At 65.1% G+C, this 22,546-nt stretch carries 6 protein-coding genes; 1 reads left to right on the forward strand and 5 read right to left on the reverse strand.

Annotation, left to right across the window (positions count from 1 at the left end):
- Nucleotides 1–37 precede the first annotated feature (37 nt).
- The 5 genes from PQR40_RS31225 to PQR40_RS31245 all read right to left on the reverse strand — a co-directional run bounded on the left by PQR40_RS31225 (nt 38) and on the right by PQR40_RS31245 (nt 21,084).
- Nucleotides 38–17,452, reverse strand: coding sequence for a non-ribosomal peptide synthetase (locus PQR40_RS31225; RefSeq protein ID WP_408510573.1), 17,415 nt, complete (start codon nt 17,450–17,452; stop codon nt 38–40).
- Nucleotides 17,453–17,604: 152 nt separating this feature from the next.
- Nucleotides 17,605–19,050 carry a cupin domain-containing protein gene (locus PQR40_RS31230; RefSeq protein WP_408510574.1) on the reverse strand — a complete coding sequence of 482 codons (1,446 nt, stop codon included), beginning with the start codon at nt 19,048–19,050 and terminating at the stop codon, nt 17,605–17,607.
- Between the two features lie 85 nt (nt 19,051–19,135).
- Nucleotides 19,136–19,888: a thioesterase II family protein gene (locus PQR40_RS31235; protein WP_408510575.1), complete on the reverse strand. Its 753-nt coding sequence runs from the start codon at nt 19,886–19,888 to the stop codon at nt 19,136–19,138.
- Between the two features lie 17 nt (nt 19,889–19,905).
- Nucleotides 19,906–20,154, reverse strand: coding sequence for an MbtH family protein (locus tag PQR40_RS31240; protein ID WP_408510576.1), 249 nt, complete (start codon nt 20,152–20,154; stop codon nt 19,906–19,908).
- Nucleotides 20,155–20,511: 357 nt separating this feature from the next.
- The gene (locus tag PQR40_RS31245; RefSeq protein WP_408510577.1) at nt 20,512–21,084 is read right to left on the reverse strand and encodes an FAD-binding protein; all 573 of its coding nucleotides are present in this window, start codon (nt 21,082–21,084) and stop codon (nt 20,512–20,514) included.
- Nucleotides 21,085–21,492: 408 nt separating this feature from the next.
- Here PQR40_RS31245 and PQR40_RS31250 point away from each other — a divergent pair, with 408 nt between their 5' ends.
- Nucleotides 21,493–22,011 (forward strand): TetR/AcrR family transcriptional regulator, encoded by a 519-nt coding sequence (locus PQR40_RS31250; protein ID WP_408510578.1) that lies wholly within the window; start codon nt 21,493–21,495, stop codon nt 22,009–22,011.
- Nucleotides 22,012–22,546: the final 535 nt, after the last annotated feature.

The raw sequence follows: 22,546 nt of genomic DNA on the forward strand, positions 1-22,546 counted from the left end.
AATCGGTGTCGGGTCGGTGAGCCATGGCGTTCCTCGGTTACTCGAGGTCCGCCAGCAGTTGGCTTAGGGTGGCGGCGTCGGTTTGTGTCGCGTCGACTTGCGCGTCATCGGCGTCGAGATAATCGGCGAGCCCGCGGATTGTTGGATGACGGAACAGCATGGCAAGCGGCACGTTGCGCGCGACCATCTTGTTGATGCGTGCGGCGACGCGCACGCCGCTGATCGAATCGCCGCCGGCTTCGAAGAAGTTGACGGTGACGCTGGCCACGGGATGGCCGAGCACGGTCTGCCAGATATCGAGCAGGGCGGCTTCACGCGGCGAACGCGGCGCGACCACCGGCGTGTCGTCGTCCTGCCATACGGGTTCAGGCAGCGCACGCCGGTCGAGCTTGCCGCTAGGCGTGAGCGGCAGCGCGTCGAGCGTGACGATGGCCGAAGGCAGCATGTGTGCCGGCAGCGAACGGGCGAGCTGCGTTCTCAGCACACTGGTGTCCGCTTCGCCAGTGATGTAGCCGACCAGACGCTGCTGCGCGCCTTCGCCCCTGATCGCCACGGCGGCGTTCTTCACACCGTCGCATGCGCAGAGCGCGGCTTCGATCTCGCCGGGCTCGATCCGGTAGCCGCGCAGCTTGACCTGCTGGTCGAGGCGGCCGAGCGGTTCGGGACGGCCGTCGTCGCGCAGCCGGCAGAGGTCGCCGGTGCGGTAGAGGCGGGCACCTGCCGGGCCGTCTGGATCGGGCACGAAGCGCTCGGCGGTGAGCCCGGGACGGCGCAGATAGCCGCGTGCGAGATTACTGCCGCCGATGCACAGCTCGCCGAGTCCGCCGTCGGGCACGGCGAGTCCGTGCGTGTCGATCACGCGCAGCACGGTATCGGGCAACGGATCGCCGTGGGTAATTAGCTGACGGGTGAAGACCTGGGAGCCGGCCGAATAGATGGTGGTCTCGGTCGGGCCGTACAGATTCCATAAGGACACGCCCCGTGCGATCAGCGCGGCGGCGAGATCAGGGTGCAGCGGTTCGCCGCCGCTCAGGCCGAGCAGCGGACGGTGCGGCGCGGACAGATCGGCCCGCCAGCCGGCTTCGAGCAGCATGCGCCAGCCGCTGGGGGTGGCCTGGAAAACGGTGGCGCGGCTGGCTTCGAGGCGCGCGGCGAGTGCGATGCCGTCACGTGCGGTGTGCGAGGAGACGAGTTCGAGCGGCACGCCACGCACGAGCGGCAGACAGAACTCGAGCAGCGAGATGTCGAACACGGGCGCCGATTCGCTGAGGCAGAGGTCGCCATCGCGCAGGCCGGGTCGCAGATCGATACTGGCGACGAGGCGGTCGAGCGCGCCGTGAGTGACGCCGACGCCTTTGGGCTTGCCGGTGGAGCCGGAGGTGTAGATGACGTAGGCGAGCTGGTCGGGGTGGATGGGGGGGAGCGGTTGCGCGCTGCGATCGGACTGGGAGCGGGAAGCCGAAGTCGGAGAGACAGTCGAGGCAGAGGGGGAAGCAGCGTCGGTCCGCACTGCTGCGACCTCCACCACTTCACGCCCGGCAAACGCCGCACGCCTGTGCTCATCGGCAATCGCATCGGCATCGGCCACCACATGCAGCACCTGCGCGTCATCGAGCATCGCGGCGATGCGTTCGGGCGGATACGACGGATCGACGGGCAGATAGGCCGCGCCGGCCTGCCACACGCCGAGCATCGCAGCGAGCAGAGCCGGCCCACGCGCGACGCAGACGGCGACGCACGCATCGCGCTGCACGCCGTTATTCACGAGACGCCGGGCGATGGCCGAGGCCCAATGAAGCAGTTCACGATACGTGAGACTTTCATGCTCACCGGTGAGCGCAACGGCATCGGGCCGTAGTGCACCGGTCTGCACAATACGCTGCACCACCGGCACAAAAACATGACCCGCCAGCGGCACCGCATCGCGCTTCGGCGAACTCACCGTCAGCGAGCGCAAGTGACGCGGCGCGGCATCCGCCTCCGCCTCGGCACACGTCGCCAACTGATCGAGCAACTCGACATACCCCCGCGACAACCGTTCGACGCCAGGCTGATCGAGCCGCAAACCGTCCCATTCCCATTCGAGCTTAAGCGCGGGTTGCGGCACGACCATCAGCGTAAGCGGATAGTGCGTGCGGCCGACCGACTGCACTGCGCTCACACGCAAGCTGTCGCCCGCATCGTGATCGCCGGCCACATTCAGCGCGTCGAGTGCGGCGTCGAGCGGATAGTTCTCGAACACGAACAGGCTATCGAACAGCGCATCGCCGCTGCGCCCGACCCAGCGCTGTAATTGTGCGAGCGGTGTGTGCTCATAGCGGCGCATCTCGACCGACTGCGCCTGCATGCGGCGCAACCAGCCGCCGACGTCCTCGGCGCCAGGCACGCTCGCCCACACCGGCAAGCTGTTGATGAACAGCCCCAGCATCTGTTCGGCGCCGTTGAGCGATTCGGGCCGCCCGGACACGGTCGTGCCGAACGCCACCTGTTCGCGATTGCCGTGTCGCGCGAGCAGCAGCGCCCACGCGCCCTGCATCAGCGTATTGAGCGTGACGCCGAAAGCGCTGGCGGCCGCGCGCAGACGCGCGTCGCGTGCCGCACCCAGTTCGCGGTCCAAACGATAGGCGCCATTCTGGGGAACTGAGGGTCCCGCGACGGAGGTCGTCAGCAGCGCCGGGTCCTCGCTAGCCGCCGCGGCTGCGGACCACCAGGCGCGGGCGTCAGGTTGAGTCGCGAGCCATTCGACGTAGGCACGATACGGCGTAGCGCGTTGCATCAGTTCGGCGCGCGAGTTGTCCAGCGACGTACCCGACACACCCGACTCACGATACCCTTCACCAATTTCCGCGAGTAACCGCGCGGCGCTCCAGCCGTCGATCAGCGCATGGTGAGTGGTCCAGACCAGATCGTGCGCGCCATCGGGCCGCGCGAACAGATCGACGCGCATCAGCGGCGCACGCGCCAGATCGAAGCCGCCTGCGAGGTCGTCGTGCATCCAGGCGGCGAGTCGCGTTTCGTATGCCGCAGCGGTTTCTTCTCCCGCGCCGTGCACGCCGAACGGCAACTCTACGGCTCGCTCGACGACTTGCCATGCAACGTCGTCGCGCCATTCAAAACGCGTGCGCAGGATATCGTGCCGCGCCACCGCGCGTTGCCAGACGGCCCGCAAGCGCGCGATGTCGAGCGTGCCGGCCAGCGTCAGCCGCCGCTGCGTGACGTACATGCCGCCGCTTCCACCGTTGCCATTCTTGCTGTCGAGCTGGGCCATGCTGTGGAACAGCAGACCCTGCTGCATCGCCGTGGCCGGATAGGCATCCTGAACCTGCAGCGGATCGAAGCCGAGCGCGGTGAGGGCGTGCGCATCGAGCGGCACAACGGTTGCCTCCGACGGTTCGCTGACGCCGGCCGAGCCTTCCCGCACGACCGCGCAGAGCGCGCGCACGGTCGGCTGCGCAAACAGCTCGCGCGACGTGAATACAAGACCCGCACGGCGCGCCTGAGCGACGACCTGAAACGCGCTGATCGAATCGCCGCCGGCCATGAAGAAGTTGTCGTCGATACCGAGCGCCGGTTGGCGCAACACCTGTCGCCAGACATCGAGCAGCGCGTGTTGCAAGGGTGTTTCGGGTGCTGCACTGGCGTCCGCGGACAGATGCTCCACCGGCTCGGGCAGCGCCGCGCGATCAATCTTGCCGTTGCGCGTCAACGGCAACGCGTCGAGCAGACAGATGGCTGCCGGTACCAGCGCGGCCGGCAAGCGGGCGGCAAGAGCCTCACGCAGTTGCTCAGCATCGAGCGTGTCGCCGACCGCATAGCCGATCAGGCGCATCCGCTGCTGCGAATCCGTGCGGCCGATCACCACGGCGTCACGCACACCGGGCAGCGCGCGCAATTGCGCGGCTACTTCGGCGGGTTCGACACGATAGCCACGAATTTTCAGTTGATCGTCGACACGGCCGAGGAATTCAAGCTGACCGTCGTCGAGCCGGCGTGCCTGATCGCCGGTGCGATAGATGCGTGCGCCGGGCACGAACGGATCGGGCACGAATCGACCGGCGGTGAGCGCCGCTTGCCGCCGGTAGCCGCGCGCCAGCGCGACACCGCCTGCGTGGATTTCGCCACGGGCGCCCGGCAGGGCGGGATGACCGTCGGGGTCGAGCAGATAGACGCGTGCGTGGTCGAGCGGGCGGCCAAGCGGCAACCCGCCATCGGCGCCGCGTTCCGACGTCATGATGCCGATGGTCGACTCGGTCGGTCCATAGTGGCCAAGAATGATGCACTCGGGTTGCAGCAGCGAGACGCGCTCGAGCAGTGCACGGGAACTTGTTTCGCCACCCAGCAGCAACGCGCGCTTCGGCAATACCGCGTGCGCATCCGCCGCGTGAAGCAGACCTTCGAGATGGGTCGGCGCGATCTTGAGCAGATCGGCCGGATGCGCGCGGCACCAGTCGGCGTAGGCGTCGGCATCGAAGGCACGCTGATCGTCGATCAACTGCAAGGTCCAGCCCGACCACAACGCCGCCATCAAGGTCGAGTGGCCGAGATCGGCGGCTGGTGTCGACAGATACGCGGCGCTGCGAATGCCGTCGGGCAGGCGTGCGAGCAGCGCCCCGGTGTATGCGGCAAGCGAGCGGTGCGAGACCAGCACGCCCTTCGGCGTGCCGGTCGAGCCGGACGTGTAGATCAGGTAGGCGGCGAGATCGGCGGGCAGGGCGGCCAGCGCCGGCAGCGTGGCCGATGCAACGTGCTCGTCAGGCGTGGAATCGCACTCAGGCGTGCATGCCACCAGCGCCACGTCGCCTGGCCGCCAGTCGACATCGGCGTGAGCGATCAGGCAGTGCGCCCCGGCATCGCGGATTTGCCAGCCGAGCCGCTCGCCTGGCGCGACCGGATCGAACGGCGCATAGACGCCGCCCGCGCGCCACACGGCGAGCATGGCGACGATCAGTTCCGCGCGGCGCGGCAGCACGACGGCCACGGTTGTTTCGGTGCGCACACCGGCTTCGACCAGGCGCGCGGCGAGGGCGCCGGACCGACGCCAGAGCGTCGCCCAGTCGAGCGCATTGGCTTCATCAAGCAGTGCGATCGCGGTGGGCTGGCTGTGCGCATGTTGGGCGATGCGCTTGAGCAGGCCGCCGTGCCATGCTGCAGATGCCGCCGTCTCTGGCGTCGACCGCACCGCCGTGACGTCTTTCGCGTTCCCGGTGACTTGCGCGTCGCTGGGCAGATGCAGTGCGCCGAGCGTGCTTGCGGCATTGGCCGTGAACATCGCGAGCGCTTGCTGCAACTGCGCGAGCAGACGCCGCACGGTCGCGCCGTCGAAACGCTGCGATTGCGCGGCGAGCGTCAGCGTCAATTCATCGCCCGGCACCGCGATCAGACTCAGTGGGAAATGATTGCGGCCGTCGTGAGCATGACCGTCCGCGCCGGTGGCGAGCCGTTCGATCGCGAGGCCATGCACGAGTGGGGCGCGCAGTGACGCATCGAGCGGATAGTTCTCGAATACGAAGATGCTCTCGAACAAGGGTTCGCCCGCGGCGCCGGTAATCTCGCGCTGCAATTGCGCGAGCGGCGTCTGCGCGAGTTCCTGCAACGCGAGATTGCGCGATTGCAGTGCCGCCAGCCAGGCGTGCACCGTCATAGTAGGCGGTAGTTCAACTGACAGCGGCAAGGTGTTGATGAACAGGCCCACCGTTTCGCCGGCGCCTGGCCAGCCGTCGCCGCGGCCCGACACGGTGACGCCGAACGAGACCTCGCGCCGGTTCGCATGACGCGACAGAAGCCATGCCCACGCACCCTGGATCAGCGTGTTCAACGTGACACCGGCAGCGCGAGCGAACTGTTCGGCCTGCCCAGTTAGTGCTTGCGGCAGCCGCACGGTGTGTTCGAGCGGCTGCCCGTGGTCGACGCTGTCGGGCAGGCTAGCGTCAGCGTGTGAAGCGTGTGGCGTGCGTAAAACGTGCGGAATGTGCAACGAGGCCGCCAGCGGCAGCGGCGTGCGCGACCAGTCCGCGAGCAGCGGACGCCATTGCGCCAGCGCATCGCCTTCGCGATTCTGTTGTTCGAGCCAGCGCACATAGTGGCTGAATGCGGGCGCGGCGTTTGACGTGGGCGTCGAGGAGGCGCGGCTCAGTGCGGCGTCGTACGCTTGCAGCACATCGCGCAGCACGAGCCCGATGCTCCAGCCGTCGAGTTGCGCGTGATGGAAACGCCACACGAACCAGCGGCATTGCGTGCCGCGCTCGATCAACAGCAATTGCGCGTGCGAAGCCTGCGCAAAATCGAAACCGCGTGCCTGCACCTCGCGCCATTGCGCAGCCAATGCGTCGCGCGCGTCGCCTTCAGTCAGATGAAGCCAGTCGAGCGACTGCACGTCGACGGCCGCGTGTTTGCGCACCAGTTGCACGGGCGCGTCGAGGCCGTCCCAACGGAAATCGGTACGCAGCGCGGGATGCCGGTCGATCACGCTTTGCCACGCGGCGGCAAACGCGGCGGCCGCGAATGGCCCGTTCAATTCGAACACGCGTTGCAGATAGTAGGGGTCGCGCGCCGAACGTTGAGCGAGCGATACCAGGCCTTGCTGCAGCGGCGTCGCGACACACAGGTCCTGCAGCGCCGCGCGTTGAGTTGCCGTCAATTGCAGTGCGTCGCTCAATGCGGCATCAAGTGCTTCGTCAAGCGACGCGTTCCCGGGCGTAGCGACAGGGTTCGGCGCGCTTGCAGCCGCGCGGGCGACAGGCATGGCGACTCGCGCCAACTGCTCGACGGTCGGGTTCTGGAACACCTGCTTTGGTGTAAGCGCAAGGCCTGCGTCCAATGCGGCCCCGACCATCCGCAGACTGACGATCGAATCGCCCCCCGCGGCGAAGAAATCCGTCGTGACACCGAGCGCAGCGGACGGCAGCAGCGTGCGCCAGATCGTCAGCAACTGCGCTTCGAGCGCATTGCGCGGCGCGATCAACGCGGCGGCATCGGCGGCGGGCGCGGGCAGGCTGCGCCGATCGAGCTTGCCGCTGGGCGTGAGCGGCAGCGCATCGAGTACGACCCACGCGGACGGAATCAGCGGCGCCGGCAGACGCTCGGCCAGCGCGCCACGCCATTGCGCGTGATCGGCCACGTGACCGTCTGCACAAACTACATACGCGACCAGATGCGGCGTGTCACCGTCGTGGCGCAAGACCACGGCTGCGTCGCGTACCTCGTCCAGCGTGCGCAGCGCGGCTTCGATTTCGGCCGGCTCGATCCGGTGTCCGCGCAATTTCAATTGCTGATCGAGGCGGCCCAGATAATCGAGACCGCCGTCGTCGCGGCATCTGCACAGGTCGCCGCTGCGATAGAGCCTTGCACCTGGCGCGCCGAACGGGTCCGGCACGAAGCTCGCCGCGGTCAAGGCCGCGCGGCCGAGATAACCGCGCGCGAGGTTGTCGCCGCCGATACATAACTCACCCACTGCGCCGGATGGCGTCGGCAAGCCGTCCTGATCGAGTACGCGCATCGCGGTATTGTGCAGTGCCGCGCCCAGCGTGATGGGCGCGGCGGTTGTTACCGGCGCCATGCTCGACCAGATCGTCGTCTCGGTTGGGCCGTACATATTGGACAGGGTCACACCGCGTTCGAGCAGCGCGGCGGCCAGGTCGGCCGGCAGTGCCTCGCCGCCGCATAGCGCCTGCAGCGGGCCGCGCAAGACGTGGCCGGCGCGCGCTTCGCTGTCGAGCAGCATGCGCCAGCCTGCGGGCGTCGCCTGCATGACGGTGGCGCCGCTCTGCTGTACTAACCGCAGCAGGCGGGCGCCGTCGAGCACGGTGTCGCGCGAGGCGAGTTCGACGCGCGCGCCGCGCGTGAGTGGCAGATGCAGCTCCAGTCCGGCGATGTCGAACGACAACGTGGTCACACTGAGCCAGACGTCGCTGTCGTCGAAATCGAGGCGCGCGGCGACGCTCGCGAGCAGGCGATCGAGACTTGCGTGCGTCACGCACACGCCCTTCGGCTCGCCAGTCGAGCCGGATGTGTAGATCACATAGGCGGCCTGCTGGGGTTCGATCGGCTGCGGCCAACCCTGCGACGCTTCGCCTTGCACGTCGCTGACGCGCACCAGCGTGCGGCCGGCGAGGCAATCGGCGAGGCGGGTGGCGCTGGTGTCGTCGGTGACGACGAGATCGACGCCGGCATCGTCGAGGATGCGGCGCAGACGGTGCGGCGGATGATGCGGGTCGAGCGGCACATAGGCGGCGCCCGTTTTGGTGATGCCGTACAGACCGGCGACCATCGCGTTCGAGCGTTCGACGCACAGGCCGATTCGTTGCTCCGCTCGCGCGCCGAGTGACTTGAGGCGGCGGCCGATGCGGTTCGACCAGGCATCGAGCGCGGCATAGCTCAGCACGTCGCCTTCGCAACCGAGGGCGGGTGCCGCCAGTTTGCGTGCGGCCTGCGCGGCGAGGCGCGCGCCGATCGGCTGGAAGCGATGGCCGGCGACGCGGCGCAGCACCTCACGCGACGCCTCGGCGGCCGCGTTGCCGCGCGGCATGATGTTGCCGACTGCCGGGTCGTCGGCATCGCTCAGTGCGGCGAGCACGTCGCGCCAGTCGTCGGCGAGTTGCGAGAGTAGCGGCGCGGCGATCCGCGCGCCATCGGCGAGCCAGACGACACGGCCTTGCGCGTCGTTCGAAACCAGCATGGTCAGCGGATAGTGGGTGCGTTCGGTCGATTCGACCGTGCTCACGCTCAGACTGCCGAAGCGGCCGCGCAGCGCGGCGTCGACCGGATAGTTTTCGAACACGAGCAGGCTGTCGAACAGCGCGTCGCCGCTCTTGCCGCTCCAGTGCTGCAGATCGGCCAGCGACGTATGCTCGGCCTGGTGGCGCTCCGCCTGCGCGGTATGCAGCGTGGACAACCACGCCGATACGCGTTGCGCGGCCGGCACTTCGATCCATGTGGGCAAGCTGTTGATGAAGAGGCCGACCATCCGGCCGGCGCCCTGCAACTGCGCGGGACGTCCCGCGACCGTGCTTCCGAACGCGACGTGGCGGCGATTGCCGCGCCGCGCGAGCACGAGTGCCCAGGCAGCCTGCACCAGCGTATTGACGGTGACGCGATGGCGCTGCGCGGCTTCACGCACCCGCGCGACGAGTGTCTCGCCCAGTTGCTGCGTAAGCGTCAGCGAAGCGCCGTGTTCGCGCGTGGCGCCGGCTGCCAGCGGCTGATGCTGCAGCAAGGTCGCCGGTTCGGGATGGCGGGCGAGTTGCGCCAGCCACCAGTCGCGTGGCGGCGTCTGCGCGGACAGCCATTCCACGTAGCGGCGATATGGCAAGACTTCGGGCTGCGGCAACGGCTGCCCGGCGACGCGCGCGACGTAATCGTCGGCGATCTCGCTCAGCAGTTGCGCGCTGCTCCAGCCATCGAGCAACGCGTGATGAATCGTGCGGACCAGATCGTGACGGCCGTCCGGGCGCGTGAAAAGCGCAAGACGAAGAAGCGGCGCGTGGGCTGGATCGAAACCGCGTTGACGGTCGGCGTCGCACCAGGCTTGCAGGTCGCGCTCATAGTGCGCCGGCTCGCAGGCGGACCAGTCGCATTCGACGAATGGCAGCTCGGCGGTGCGCTGCACGAGTTGCAACGGATCGGCGCCGGCGGGTATGACGAAACGCGTGCGCAGAATGTCGTGACGCGCGAGTGCGGCGGCCCATGCCTCGCGCAGTGCGTCACGATCAAGCGGGCCGTCGAGCGTCAGCCGCAACTGATTGACGTAGAGGCCGTGGCCGCCGTCCATCAGCGCGTGAAACAGCAGGCCCTTTTGCAAGGGCGTGGCCGGGTAGATATGCTGGACGTTTGCGGCGTCGAGCCGGAGCGCATCGAGCGCGGGCTGATCGAGTCGCGCGAGCGGGAAGTCGGCGGCATCGAGCGGTACGTCACCCTTCATGCTGCGCGCAGCGAGTGCGACGAGTTGCGCCTCGAAATCGGTTGCGAGCCCATGTGCGACGTTCGGCGCGATCTGCGCGGGGTCGTAGCGCAGTGTGGCCGTCAAACGGCCATTCGACACCCACGCATTGATATCGAGCGCATAGTCGAGCGGCGTGTGGCCGGCAATCGCGGCGCCGAGCGGCTCGTCGAGTGCGAACGAAAGCAGACCCGCGAGCGCGCCGGTTTGCGGCAGACTCTGATCGAAGCGGCCGAGATAGTTGAAGCTGATCCGCGGCTTGGCGAGCACTTCGGCGAAACGCTCGCGCACGTGGTGCCAGTTCACGCCGCGTGACGGAATGGCGCGCAAGGTGCGGGTCGCCGCGACGAGCGGATCGCTCCGCAGATCGAACCATGCCGGATAGCGCGTGGTGAACCAGCCGACCGTGCGGCTCGTGTCGTGCGTGGCGTTGCCGCTTTCATGTGTGCCTGTCTGGACGTCGTGCGGATCGCTACTGTGAACCTCGCGGCCGTGGCCCTCGAGTGACAGCAAGGCGCCGTCTGCACCGCTCCATTGACCGAGCGATGCGGTCAACGCGGCGAGCAGTAGCGTTTCGGTGGTAGTACGTGCGGCGAACGGCGCGTCGCGCAGCAGCGTAGCGGTGAGTTCCACGGACAATTGCAGCGTGTGCGTTTCGCTATCGCGAACCAGCCGCTGCTCGTCCGGCTGCTTTGACTGGAAGACCGACGAACTACTGACAAGCGCCATTTTTTTGTCATCCGGCAGCGCGGTTTCACGCGAGCATGACGCTGCCAGCATGCGTTGCCATGACACATATTCCGCGTCGAGCGTCGCCGCCTCGGGTGCGCTCTGCTGCAACTCGACCCATGTGCTCCAGGGCAAGCCGCCCGACAACGCGGTGGGCTGTTTCTCAGCAAGCTGTTCGTAGGCCACCTGGAACGACTCGAGCAGCACGCGCCACGACATGCCATCGACGGCCAGATGATGGATCGTCAGCAACAGACGGCCTTCTCCGTGCAGTCTGACGTACGCGGCTTTGATCAGACGTCCGGCTTCGATATCGAGGCTTTGCTGCAAAGGCGTGCCGATCGCGAGCAGACGCTCGGGCCACAGCGGCGACTCGACGGGTCCGTCGAAATCGATCACGTCGAGCAGCGCGCTGGCGTCCGGCACCGAATCGGATGCTTGCACCTGTTGCTGCCAGCCGTGAGCGTCGCGGAAGAATTTGAGGCGTAACGCATCGTGCGCGACGACCAGGGCGCGCAGCGCCTGGCTGAGCAAGGCTGCATCGAGTTCGCCCTGCACCCGCAACGCGACGGTCTGATTCCAATGCGATTCGCCGTGCGGAAAACGCTCGAAAAACCAGGCCTGAATCGGCGTGAGTGGCAAGGGCTCATGCCGCTCGGCCGCCAGCGCAAGCGCACTCGTGCCGCTTGTTGCGGCGTCGAGCGCCAACTGGGCGAGTCGTGCGATCACCGGCTGCGCATAGAACTGCTTCAGGCTGAAATGCATGCCGCGCTGCGCGGCCCGTGCAACCACCTGCAGACTCAGGATCGAGTCGCCGCCGATCGCGAAGAAATTGTCGCCGATGCCGATGGCATCTGTGCCCAACACGGCGCGCCAGATCGCCAGCAATTCGGCTTCCTGCGGGTTGCGTGGCGCACGGGCGGCAAGCTCGCCCTCGCCATGCACGCTGGATTCCTTCGGGTCGGGCAAGGCGCTCCGGTCGACCTTGCCGTTCAGCATCAGCGGCAGCGTTTCGAGTTGCATCAGCACGGCCGGCACCATGTGAGCCGGCAGGCGTGCTTCGAGCGTATCGCGCAGCACGCCCATATCGAGCGAAGCGGCGCAGGCCACGTAGCCGATCAAACGTAGATGGCCATCCTTGCTGCGTGCTTCGACGGCTGCATCGCGCACGCCTTCGCATTGCCGCAGCATGGCTTCAATCTCGCCGGGCTCGATGCGAAAACCGCGTAGCTTGATCTGGCGGTCGATCCGCCCAAGGAAATCGAAGCCGCCGTCCGCGCGGCGGCGGCACAGATCGCCGCTGCGGTAGCAGCGTGAACCAGGTGCGCCGTGCGGGTCCGGCAAGAAGCGCTCGGCCGTCAAGGCCGCTTGTCCGGCGTAGCCGCGCGCGAGCGTCGTGCCGCCGATGCAGAGTTCGCCCACGGCGCCGACCGGCACGGCATTGCCGTCGGCGTCGATCACCTGCGCACTGCGCGACGGGAAGGGTACGCCGATCTGCACGATTGCCTGTTCGGCATCGGCCGGGCCGGTGCGGCGGAAGAGGCAGGCCACCGTCGTTTCGGTCGGGCCGTACAGATTGTCGACGTGAATCGCGCGCAGCGGGCCGGCGTTCCAACGCGCCAGCGCGTCACCCGGCAGCGCCTCGCCGCCGACGGTGATCTGCCGCAATGCACTCAGGCTCTCGCGCGCAGGCGGCGTTTGCAGCCACTGCTGCCAATAGGCGGTCGGCATGCGCGCGAACGTGACGCGCGAGTCGATCAGACGCTGGCTCAAGGTGGCAAGATCCCACGCCTGCGGACCGCGCATGACGACGCGGCCGCCCTGCATCAGCGCGGGCAGCATCTCGTGCAAGGCGACGTCGAAATTGATGGTGGACGATTGCAACTGGCAATCGTGTTTGGTGATGGCGTAGGTGGCGATAAAGTCGGCGAGATGCCGCGTCAGTGCGCCATGGCTGATGGCGACGCCTTTCGGCATGCCGGTCGAACCGGAGGTGTAGATGACGTAGGCAAGCTGTTCCGGATGCGGGGCCGCTAAATGACGCGCGGGCCGCGCCGGATCGAGATTCGGCGCCGCATCGATGTCGAGTGTCGCGCAGGCACTGAAGACGTCGGCGAGGCCGGTCAGGCAAGCGCTGTCGCCGACGACCATGCGCACTCGCGCATCGTCGAGCATGTGGCGCAGGCGTTCGGCCGGGTAGACCGGATCGAGCGGCACGAATGCCGCGCCGGCCTTCCAGATGCCGAGCAGCGCGGCGACCATGGCGGGCGAACGTTCGACGCATAAGCCCACGCACGCGTCGCTGCCGATGCCGATGCCGGCTTCCAGCAGGCGCTGCGCGAGTTGGTCCGACCAGCAGTCGAGCGCGGCGTAGCTCAGTTGCTGCGTGTCGCATTCGAGCGCGATCCGCTGCGGGTGAGCGTCGGCCGCGTGGGCGAATTGGACGGTGACCGGCAGCGGCACAGCTTGAGCTGCTTGGGCTGTTTCTGCGACGAGTGTGTCCCGCGAGTCGGCAAGTGTGGCGGCCGGCTCGTGCAAGACGAAATCGCGCACGTCAAGGCGCGTGCCTTCTACCGCCTGCATGACGATGGCGAGATACGCATCGGCCACTTGCTCGACGGTTTCGCCGTCGAACAGATCGACCGGATAGTCGAATGCGATCTGCACGCCGTTATCGTCGCGCGCGAGATTCAGCGCGAGATCGAACGGTGTCGCCTCGGCGCCGTGCTCGAAGCGCTGCAATTGCAGCGTCGTCGAATGCAGGGCGTCGCGCCAGTCGACCTGGTCGAAGTTGAACACGGTCTGGAACAGCGGCGTTTGCCCCTGTTCGCGATGCGGCTGCAAAGCCGCGACCACGCGATGGAACGGCACGTCCTGATTCGCTTGCGCGTCGAGCAGAGCGTCGCGCGTGCGGCGCAACAGGTTGTCGAAAGACAGCGCGCCCGCGAGCGCAACGCGCACCACGGTCGTATTGACGAAGTAGCCGATCGTGCGTTCGGCGGCGGTATCGCGCCGGCTATTCAGCGGCACGCCGATGCGGATATCCGTCTGCCCGCCGTAGCGATAGAGCAGCGCGGCGAACGCGGCCATCAGCGTCATCGGCAACGTGACACCATGACTGCGTGCAAGGCGGCCGACGCGCGCGACGCATTCGGCCGACAGACGCCGCGTGACGCGAGCACCGGCCGAAGCGCGTGTCGCGGCGCGGCGGGCGCCCGACAGGATGATTTCCGCGCGCGTGTCGCCGAGTTGCGCACGCCAATAGGCGAGTTGTTCGTCAATCCGCGTGGCGCTCAGGACACGACGTGCGTGCTCGATGCTTGCGAAATACGTGGAAGGTTGGGCGTCGGGGGACGCCTCGCGTCCTTCGTAGCATTGAAACAGCGACTCGACGACCAGCGCGAACGACCATGCGTCGGCGACGATGTGATGCATCGTCAATTGCAGGACGTGCTCATCCGGGCCCACACGCACGAGCGTGGCGCGCAGCAAGGCGTCCTCGCGAAGATCGAAGGGTGCGTGCGCAACCGCGATCAGATGGTCCTGGAGATGCGCCTCGCGACTCGCGGCATCGAACGACGAGACGTCGGCGACGTGCCAGTCGAAGCGTGGCCCGGCGCTGCAAACCTGATGCGGCACGCCGTCGCGCTCGTCGAAGCGGACCCGCAGCGCGTCGTGGCTCGCACAGACTTGCGCGAGGGCGTCGTGAAGCCGCGCTGCGTCGAGTGCGCCGCGCGCCCGCAACGCGCCCGACACGTGATACGCGGTGCTCGCCGGATCGAGCTTCCACTCGAAGTAGAGACCTTCCTGGGCCGGCGACAGTGGGAACGTCGCGCCAACCGCGACGACGCTGCAGTGAGTGCCGGCGGTGTCGGTGTGCGTGAGCGTAGCCGCCGCGGCGGCGTTCACGCCTTGCTGTGCCAGCCAGTCGGCTTGCACAGCAATCGTGCGGGCCTCGAAAACGATCCGCACCGGCGGCGCCACGCCGAACGTCTCACCAATCCGCGCAGCCAGTCGTGCGGCTTTCAGCGAGTCGCCGCCGAGATCGAAGAAGTCGTCGTCGATGCCGACCGGAGCGTGCTCGAATACGGTCTCCCACAACCGGGCCAGACTTTGCTCCAGCGTCGACGCAGGGGCCCGATAGGGCGCGCGCGCCAGCGCGGTGCCCGCATCCTCGGCACGCCGATAGACGGCGACGGTGGGCAGCGTGCGCTCGCGCCAGCCGGCAGCGCACGCGCTGCGGCGCAGTTTGCCGCTCGAGGTGCGTGGCAGTTTGCCCGGCGCAAGCAACAGAATCACGCTGGCCGGTTCGCCGTGGGTTTCGGCAATCGCCCGATTGATCTGTGCGAAGAGTTCGGCGGGGTCGGCCTTTGCGACGGCATGTGACACTTCGGCGGCGATGCCGATGCCTTCAATGCCACTCTCGGTTGCCGCAAACGCGATGATCCGGCCTTTGCGAACGCGTTCGACCCGCTTTGCGAGCATCGCCTCGACATCCTGCGGGTAAGTGTTCTGCCCGCGGACGATGATCAGATCCTTGACTCGACCGGTGACGAACAATTCGCCGTCCAGTACGCAACCGAGGTCGCCGGTACGCAGCCAGCGTTCAGCTGGCGCCTCGCCTGTCACGAACGTTTCGGCGCTCGCTTCCGGATTGCACCAGTAACCGGTCGCGACGCTCGGTCCGCTCACCCAGATTTCGCCGATCTGTCCGTTGTCCAGCACCGCATGCGAGCCAGACTCGACGATGCGCACGCTGTGCGCATGAGGAACCCGGCCGCAGCTTACCAGCGCGACGCCTTCGCCTGTCACGTTGAGCGCGCCCTCGCTGAGTGCCTGCGGGGTGACGTGGCGCACGGTCATGCCCTTGCCGGGCCCGGCGCTACTCACGAGCAAAGTGGCTTCGGCGAGACCGTAGCAGGGGAAGAGGGCGTTGGTGTCGAAACCTTGCGCGGCGAAATGGCCGGCGAACTGCGTGAGCGTCTCCGCGCGAATCGGCTCCGCCCCGCAGAAAGCGACGCGCCAGCTGTCGAGCGCGATCTCTTCGAGTTGCGCGGCGCGTACGCGATCGGCGCACAACTGGAATGCAAAGTTCGGACCGCCGCTGACCGTGCCGCGATACGCGGCAATCGCCTTCAACCAGCGGATCGGCGCTTCGAGAAAATGCTGCGGCGTCATCAGGACGAGCGGAAAGCCGCCGAACAGCGGCGCAATGAGGCCGCCAATCAAACCCATGTCATGGAACAGCGGCAGCCAGCTGACCATCGTATCGGCCGGTGTGAAAGCCATCGCGGCGCTGATCGCGCGTTCGTTCGCGATGAGATTCGCGTGACTGACCATGACACCTTTCGCGGTGCTGGTCGAACCCGACGTGTACTGCAGGAAGGCGATGGTCGCGCCGTCGATGTCAACGGGTGTGTTCGACGATAGGGCATCGCCGTTCATTGGATCGTCGACCGGCAGAGTGAGCGGAGTGACGGCTTTGCTGCCAGGCTGCGCGTACTCGTCGGCGAGCGCGTGAACGGCGTCCGCGTGAGCCAGGTCGGTGAGCAGCAGGCGTGGCTCGGCGTCGTCGAGAATCGCTAGCAGCCGTTCAAATTGCTGCGCCTGGGTGGGCTCGGGCGGATACACCGGCACCGCCGCAATGCCCGCATGCAGGCAGCTGAGAAACGCGACTGCGTAGTCGAGTCCGGAGGGCAGGAGCAACATGGCCCGGTCGCCTGGCGCGGCCTGGCTGAGCAGCGTCGTGGCGAGTTGCCGGGCGCGGGCGTCGAGTTCGCGATAGGTCAGCGTGCGCTCATCGCGCTCACCGTCGGCGAGAAAACGGATGGCGATCTGCTCGGGTTGCCGTTCGAGGTGCGCGGCGAGTGCGTCGAGCAAGGTGGCCGGAGACGGCGAAGCCGCCGTATGCGCGCTCGTCAATGCCGATGCGGGCGATGCCGCCGGGGCCGCCGGCGTCTCGCTGTGCTGGTTCGACGCGATCGCGGCCTGCATCAAGCCCGGATTGCGCCGCAGGAACGGGCACGCGCCGAAGTTCGGCGTGTCGTTATCGGGCAGAAAATATTGTTTCCACTCGCGATTGTCCGTGTCGCCGAAATAGCCGAGATCGGCGTGCGGAGGCACCTCGTCCCAGATGTTCAGACGGCGTCGCACTTCGGAGCGCGCCTGCGTGCTGATCGCCCGGTTCGTGACCTTATCGACGAACACGGCGCGCGGCTGGAACAGCAGCACCATGCCGGGCCCGAGATTGCGGCTGTGACGCGCGCCGAACGACGGGCACGCGCACACGACAAACGTCTCCAGGCCGGCGAAGGAAAACTCCCAGTCCGGATGTGAAGGGTCGAGTTGCTGACCCACCTTGGGATCGGGATCGTGGTCGTGGAGATATTGCAGCGTGTGCCAGAACGCGTCGTGATAGGCGTCGTGAGACAGCGGCTCAGCGTCGGGCTCGAAAAAGATCGCGATGTTGTTCTTTTCGTACTCTGGCAGCGTGGCAAATTCGGCGAAGGTCGCCATGGTGTCCGGCAACGACGAGATGTCCTTGCCGTCGATCCACGAATAGAACATTTCGCCGCGCTTTTCCGCCTGAGTGCCGAAAAAGCAGGGATAACCCGGGTCCATCACGTCGTCGCGCAGGCGCTCATACGACACCGGCAACCAGTCGGGCAACGCACGATCGAACGTGCTCGCGCCCACTCGGCGCCCCAGGATGATGCGGGAGCGCCAGTCGGATACATCAATCGTGTCGCTTTCGAGATTCGGGCGAACAGGGTCCTTTTCAGGCTGCATCAGGTGCTCCAGATGTGCGTGTGCTAACGCCGGCTTGCGATATGCGAGCCGGGTGGCTTGATCCGGGGGACGGGCGGCTCTGTCGTCGAGCCTTGAGCAAACGGAATGGGGCGGGATTCAGGGGGTGCCCGAGTCCCGCCCGCCGACGTGCTTCAGGTGGTCGCCGTGGTGATTGCGGCGTGGTCGGCAGTCGAAGGTTCGGTGAGTTCGGCGATCCATTCGTCAGGAATGATCGGCTGGTGATAGGTGCACGAATCGGACTCGACGGTCGAGCCGTGCAGACGCCCATCGGGAATCAGCACCATGTCGCCGGGATGCATCGACAGTTTCATGCCGAGGTTGCCCCAGAACAGCATGTCGCCGCTCTCGATCACGACCAGCCGATGTTCGTTGTGCACGTGGGTGGTCGAGCAGAGTTCGTGAGGCTCGATAAACGTGTCGCGGTCGATATCCGGAAAATCGATCTCGATCTTGTCGTAGATCCGACGCGCGTATTCGCAGTACGTTTCGATCGACGATAGCCAGTCCAATTGCTCGCCTAGGTCCCAACGTGCGCGTTGCGCCAGCAATTGCGCGCCGGCCACGCCTTGCGCGAACTGGTGCAATGCCTGTTCGCCGTGCCACGCGGCGAGCGTGTCGATCGTGCGTTCGAAGCGCGTTTGCAATTCCGCGCGCAACGTCTCGACGCTGGCGCCTGCGGCGGGGCCGGGTGCGATGTGCGCGCAGGCTTTGAGCAGCGCGCCACCGAAGGCGAGATGTTCAACCTCGGCAACGAACGCCGCGCCGGCGAGCGCGAATGCGCGGTCCGGGCGCGAGCCGAGTGCATAGAGCAGATTGCAGCGGGCCAGCGTGGTCGGCAGATAGAACTGCCAGTACGAGTGTGTCTGGCGCGTGACGCCGCACATTCCGGCGATGCGCGCGAAGGTTGCGTCGTCCGGCAGCCTGCTTGCGAGGCTCGGGCGAAATTCGGGATCGAGCCAGTCGAAATAGTTGGAGCCGGCCGCCCGTGCCAGCGCGGTACGGCGCGACGGCAGTGTCGCCCAGCGTTGAATCACGATGAGGCGCAAGCCTTCCTCGAGGAAGTCGCGCTGCAGCAATCTGTCAAAGCGTGTGCTCCAGAACTGCAGTTCGTCATTCAGGGTCGCGGTGAGACGTGCGCTGAGCGTCCCACGGGTTTCGCCGGGTTGCGCCTGATTGCCCAGATAGTCGAATGCGTACGCTTCCAGGTAAGGGCGAATCTGTGCACCGATGATGCGCTGTTTGTCGGCGTAAAACGAAGCACAACGCTGCTGCTGGTCGACACTGCGAGGTGCACGTGCGATGTCGAGCTCGTTGAGCGTCAATAGCGTGCGATTGGTGGCGAGCGATGGCAACCGGCTCACGTTGTCCACGCGTACGGGCTTCTGATACTGCAGGAAGTTGAAGTCTTCCGGCCGCAGCGGCCGCCGGTAGAAATCGTCATCCAGCACCAGCTCATCGACCGATGCGCTGCGGAACGGATCGCACGCCGCGAACTCGCGCAGCAACGACAGAAAAGTTTCGCGTTGCGGATACTGCGCGGCGAAATCGAACAAGGCGGGAAAGTCGGTCGGGTTCATGGGAAAGCGACTCCATTGCATTGAATAGGGCTGGCTATGACCGCAGCGGGCAGGTGGTGCGCTGCGCGTACCATTGATGGCCGCGTTAGCCGACGGGTTGCAGGTCTGCGCGCATCTGCTCCGGCAACGCATGACGCAAGGAAGCAACGATCGTGTCGATCAGTTCGGCGCGATGACTATCGATGAAAAAGTGGCCGCCGTCGAAAGTCGAACGATCGAAGGCACCGTGGCTTTCGTCGCGCCACGCGTCGAGCTTGAGCAGGTCTTGCGTGACGTCGTCGCGACGGCCGCCGAATGCGTGAATCGGGCAGTCGAGCGGATTCCGTGTGCCGGTGGGCGGCGATCGCCACGTGCCGTACAGATGGAAATCGTTGCGCACCACCGGTACGATCAGTTCGACAAACTCACGATTCACCAGCAACTCCGGCGACGTCTGACCGAACGCCTTCAATTCGTCGAGCACATCCTGCTCAGGGCACGCCAGCCAATCCGTTTCAACCACGTGATGCGCTGGCGCGGGACAGCCGGACACGCCGAGCCAGCGAGGCTCGACACCGGTCCGCTGACGCAGCGCATGGGCCAGTTCGAACGCGAGCAGTGCACCGAGGCTGTGCCCGAACAATGCGAAAGGGCGGTCGAGCTGTGAGCGCACGTCGGCGACCAGCCGGTCGATCAGACGTTCCCATTCCGGCAGTAACGCCTCGTCGTGACGCAGGCCGCGGCCAGGTAAATGCAATGGCGCGATCCGCAGCCACGACGGTGCCGCTTGCGGCCATTCTCGATAGACCGCCGCCGCCCCGCCCGCATAGGGCAGGCAAAACAATGTGATCGGCTGCATGGAAGGTGCGTAGTGCGTTAGTGCGTTGCTGCGTCCACGGGGGAGACACTCGCGGTTTCCGCCGGGTTGTCCATGGCCTGGCGCAGGCTGAGCGGACGCATGTCGACCCACACTTCATCGATATACGCGAGGCATTCGGCTTTGGTGCCTTGCTTGCCCGCGGTGTTCCAGCCGGCCGGCAAGTTTTTGTAAGTAGGCCAAATGGAATATTGATCTTCGTGATTCACGACTACGTTATAAACGGTATTTTCGTCGCCCCAGCTCATATTTTCCTCGTTAGTAATCCAAATTACCCATGTTAAAGAAATAGGTTTTCAGAACGGTTTGGTTACACATTTGAAAGGACTTGGGAGTCACTTAATTACATAATACTTTCAGTGCGTTGTCATTTGCTTGCGTAAATACGCTGACTTGAAGATTGATACGGAGAATAGGGCAGCGTACGGCACTCGTCAAGTAATGAGAATCATTCTCACCGTGTCTTAGGGTTATTATGCGGTTGCCATCGCGCGAGGTCGGCGGGTGTCTTGCCGAATGTCGGCCGCAAGTCCTTGGTGAGCAGTCCACGCCTTGTACTAACGTCACACCCGTTATTGCGCCCGTACTCCACTCTCGACTGAACTTCAGTAGCAACTCCTGACCATACATTGGCAGCAATAGGTGGAGCGATGAGGGGCCGCGTCCGTAGGGGTTGATAGCCGTCTTCTTTGCGTCGTCGGGTCACCATCCGACACGAACGAGCTCGCCGTCCGGAAGCAAACCTCCAGACCGATGATATCCTTGGTTCGTTGGTGCCGAAGACCTACGCCCCGTTCGAGTGCGTTTCCAACAATACTGATGTAGCCCGAGGACGCAGTGACGTTGATTATTCGTTCGGTGCCGGATGAAGACTCTGCGAACTCGATCTGAGTGACTCCGGGTGCAATCACGGCCCAGCCGGAAGCACAGTCAATCTGGCGCGTCTTTTTCAACCGTCCAAGATCGATGGTGACGACACCGTCGGTTGCTGGTTCTGAGGAGCCAAGCCCCAGTTTCGACCAGTACTGATGACATCCAGCCCCACATCTGTCTTGTGCGATTGAACGCTCGATCGATCTCCTGGACGTCGCCGACAGTACCCGGTCGAATTGTTGAGTGAATATATCGAGACATGAACAGGCTGACGTTTCTTCTGGAAACATCTCTCTCTGAAGCATCGAGATTGGGTCGACGTATGTGCTCCTTTCCAACTAGTCGCTCGACTTGCTCTACTGTTTGCCGCAATGCTGAGGTGTCACGTGGCGCAGAATTTTTGGTTGTTATGTTCATTCGTCTCTCCGGTCCGGCGTAGAGGATTCATTTGGCCGCATTGGCGTCGTGCCCGGAAGATAGACGTGCCGCGGCTTTCGTCGCTGGTTGCGCCAGCGAACTTGCGCAAGAAAACGGATTACCCTCGGGATCATCATTCATATCTGTAGTTATACTGAACAAAAAATGGGGATGTGATGCCAGCCTGCTTCGTGTGCCGCAATGGGTGGCAATTCGCGGGACAGGGGGCAGTGGTGACTGTAAAGAAGAAACTGATCAGTTCGATATGTTGCAGATGATTGCTCGCGACAATCTGCTTGAGCACCGCCACAATTCCTGCGAGCGATGTGCTCGGGAGTGTCGGCGGCAATTCACTGAAATTTTATGCTGCCTTCGGTAGCAAGCAGGCGGCATTTTGTGAGGCTGTTGATCTCTACATCAGGTTGGTTGGATCGAAATCTACGCGGTCGCTCAACGGCGCGAACACCGCCCATGATGGATTACGTGCAATGCTGGAAACCACCATTAGTGTGGCGACGTCAAACAAAGCGGGAGGGTGTCTCCTCATGTTAGGCGTTATGAACAATTTGCCGAAAAACGATGATGTCTGGTCCCATCTCAAGAGAACACGTCGCGAGACGTTGGCATTGATCCGCGCACGCCTTCAGCGCGGCGTTGCAGAGGGCGATCTGCCGAGTGACACCAATGTCAACGTGCTTGCACAACACTTCCTTGGGTTGACCCAGACTATTTCGCTTCAGGCGCGCGATTGCGCATCGCGGGCATCACTTAGACGCTTGATCGAACCGGCCATGGCAGCGCAGCCAACGCCCTGACTGAGGACCTTGTGATTGATACCCGTTCCGGAAACTCAATAGTCGAGTCGCTGGCCCGGCACCATCTACGGGTATCCGACCGGCAAACTCTTATGTGAGAATTTACGGCGAAGCGTAAAGGTCGCCTTTCGAAGCCATTTTCTTTCCCGTTTGATACCTCAAGCGAGGGGACGCCCTACAGCGACTTAACTGAGACTGAGTTCTTCGAGGTATGTAAGCCTAATGATAATTGTTCGGAGGGCGTCAATCGAGAAGCCCAACATTACAGGAAGCGAGAACGCGCAGATGACTTCGTCATCGATTGTCTTCGGTATGCTATCGGGCCTGAGGTTATAGCCCAATTTTTGATATAGGCGGAACATCCCGCAAGGGGCGACTCCAACGAGCAGACGCGCGTCGCGTTTCTCACACTGGTTCATCACGTTGGCGAGTAAGTGGTGCGTTGCATCGGGTGGCCGTGGTCCTGCCTGATCTTCGACAATCTCGTAAGTGGCACTTCGCCGGTAGTTGGCTCGCGCTCAATAACATAAATACG

Source organism: Paraburkholderia sediminicola (assembly GCF_046026855.1).
Lineage (GTDB): Bacteria > Pseudomonadota > Gammaproteobacteria > Burkholderiales > Burkholderiaceae > Paraburkholderia > Paraburkholderia sediminicola_A.

What these genes read in the sequence shown, in the direction of transcription:
- PQR40_RS31225 (WP_408510573.1), bottom strand. Translation starts at nt 17,452, where the DNA reads ATGCAGCCTGAAAAGGACCCTGTTCGCCCGAATCTCGAAAGCGACACG.
- PQR40_RS31230 (WP_408510574.1), bottom strand. Translation starts at nt 19,050, where the DNA reads ATGAACCCGACCGACTTTCCCGCCTTGTTCGATTTCGCCGCGCAGTAT.
- PQR40_RS31235 (WP_408510575.1), bottom strand. Translation starts at nt 19,888, where the DNA reads ATGCAGCCGATCACATTGTTTTGCCTGCCCTATGCGGGCGGGGCGGCG.
- PQR40_RS31240 (WP_408510576.1), bottom strand. Translation starts at nt 20,154, where the DNA reads ATGAGCTGGGGCGACGAAAATACCGTTTATAACGTAGTCGTGAATCAC.
- PQR40_RS31245 (WP_408510577.1), bottom strand. Translation starts at nt 21,084, where the DNA reads ATGCTTCAGAGAGAGATGTTTCCAGAAGAAACGTCAGCCTGTTCATGT.